This window comes from Grimontia marina, assembly GCF_900060185.1.
Taxonomy (GTDB): Bacteria; Pseudomonadota; Gammaproteobacteria; order Enterobacterales; family Vibrionaceae; genus Enterovibrio; species Enterovibrio marinus.
This window is the reverse complement of sequence record NZ_FIZY01000139.1, coordinates 1-2,091: the sequence shown is the minus strand read 5'-3', so window position 1 is coordinate 2,091 and position 2,091 is coordinate 1. Positions and strand designations below refer to the sequence as shown.

General features: G+C 50.4%; 1 protein-coding gene. It reads left to right on the top strand.

Going from position 1 to position 2,091, the window contains the following annotated elements; translation table 11 throughout:
• Window positions 1–2,091, top strand: a 2,091-nt coding sequence (locus GMA8713_RS25480) for a condensation domain-containing protein (protein ID WP_157515788.1), incomplete at both ends; no start/stop codon positions are given.

Sequence of the window (2,091 nt, the reverse complement as noted above, 5' to 3'; positions counted from 1 at the left end):
TTGACCATACAGATGATACTGACACCGAGCAGTTCAAGGCGGATGTCACTGACCAACTCCGTGCCCTGCTGCCCGACTATATGGTTCCTTCTACCCTCGCGCTGGTTGATGAAATTCCACTCAGTGCGAACGGTAAAGTTGACCGCAAGCAAGCTCAGATACTTCTGGCTGAGCATGCTGACGCACAGCAAACTATCCTGACACCTCCAGAAGGCGATAAGGAGTGTCAGGTAGCCAGCGTATGGCAAGCACTGTTACCGGACAGAAGCATCGGAAGGGAAAGCCACTTTTTCTCTCTCGGCGGTGATAGCTTGTTAGCCACCCAGGTCATTTCAACGCTACGTGAAAATGGGCTGACCGCTGAACAGCCTCTCCGTCTGTTGTTTGCACAACCTGTGTTGGCCGAATTTGCTGCCGGACTCTCATTCGAGAACGCCGAGCCGCTTTCCACCCTGGTTCCTGACCCGGACGCTCGCTTTGAACCTTTCCCACTGACAGAGGTTCAGCGTGCCTATTGGATGGGCCAGTCACCTGGACTGCCACTCAACTGTGGTACCCATTATCTGGTCGAGCTGGATGGTGAGAACGTCAATATTGGGCGGCTTGAACAGGCTTGGAACAGCTTGGTTCAGCATCATGACATGCTCAGGGTTGATATTAATGATATGGAAACACAATGTGTAGCCGAAGATCCGTCCAGATTCTTTACCTCTATTGAACAGGTAGAGTGTGATGATCTTGAACATGCCAGCACGCAGCTCTCACTTTGGTGGAAAGCTCTCTCGTCCTCGAAAGAAGCCACATTGTTTGCAGCGCGCGTATTTTCAATGGGTCATCACCGCAGCAGGGTTGGCTTGATCTTCAACTACCTCACTTTGGATGGCTTCAGCATTAAAATGCTGCTTCGCCAGCTAGCACTCAGATACAGGGATCTTGAAGCGCCTTTGCCTGCGCCTGCGGTCTCATTCCGCGATTATGTTCAACAATTCGCACCCTCGGCAAAACAACGTGAAACAGCTATCAAATACTGGGAGCAAAAACTTGAAACACTCCCGCTATCTGCAGCTTTACCACTGAAGGTTGATCCAAGAACAGTCAATCATTCTCACTTCCGCAGACGGTCAATGATCTTAAACCGCGAAACTTGGCAAAGTCTAAAGAAGTCAACAAGAGCCAATGGGATCACACCTTCTGTTGCAGTGCTGAGTGCATTTTGTGAGGTTTTAAGCCGTTGGAGTGGCGGCCACTCCCATACCGTAAATATGACACTGTTCGATCGGCAGCCAATTCACCCGGATATCAATCATGTTGCCGGTGACTTTACATCATTGGTACCAGTGGGTTATCAGCCTGACAGGAGCGCAAACTTAATCGAAAGTGCTTTGCAGTTACAGGAAGAAACCTTTGATGCCTTAGAGCATCGACAGGTTTCTTCAATTTATGTGCAACGCGAGCGCGCAAAGCATATGGATATGACAGCGGCTGCCTTGCCTATTGTATTCACCAGCACACTCGGAATGTCTGATGATCTGTTAAGAGAAGAGACTATCAGCGAGTTCCCGCAAATATCCGGTGGAGGCTTATCGGAAACACCTCAGGTATGGCTGGATCATCAAATGTATGAATATGGTGATGAGCTTCATATTTCATGGGATACCGTGGATTCACTTTTCCCTGAAGGCATGCTCGACGACATGTTTGACGCCCTCGGCACAATGTTGAATACCCTGAATGTCTCGTGGAACTCACCACTGGATACGCTTTTACCATTACAACAGACTCAGACCCGCCGTGTGACCAACACGACAGAGTACCCTTATAAGGAGCGAACTCTTCACCAACCGTTCTTTGAAATGGCAGCGGAAACCCCCGAACGCACTGCCATTATTTCTGAACAACATTCCCTCTCCTATGGCGAGCTCGCTCAAGCTGCCCTGCAACTGGCTGCTTTACTCACCGAGCACGGGGTTCAACCCGGTGAACCTGTTGCCGTCACCCTTCCTAGGGGACACAATCAGGTCATCGCTGTCCTTGGTATTCTGGCCGCTGGCGGGTGCTATGTCCCTGTCGGTACACACCAGCCTCTGGTAC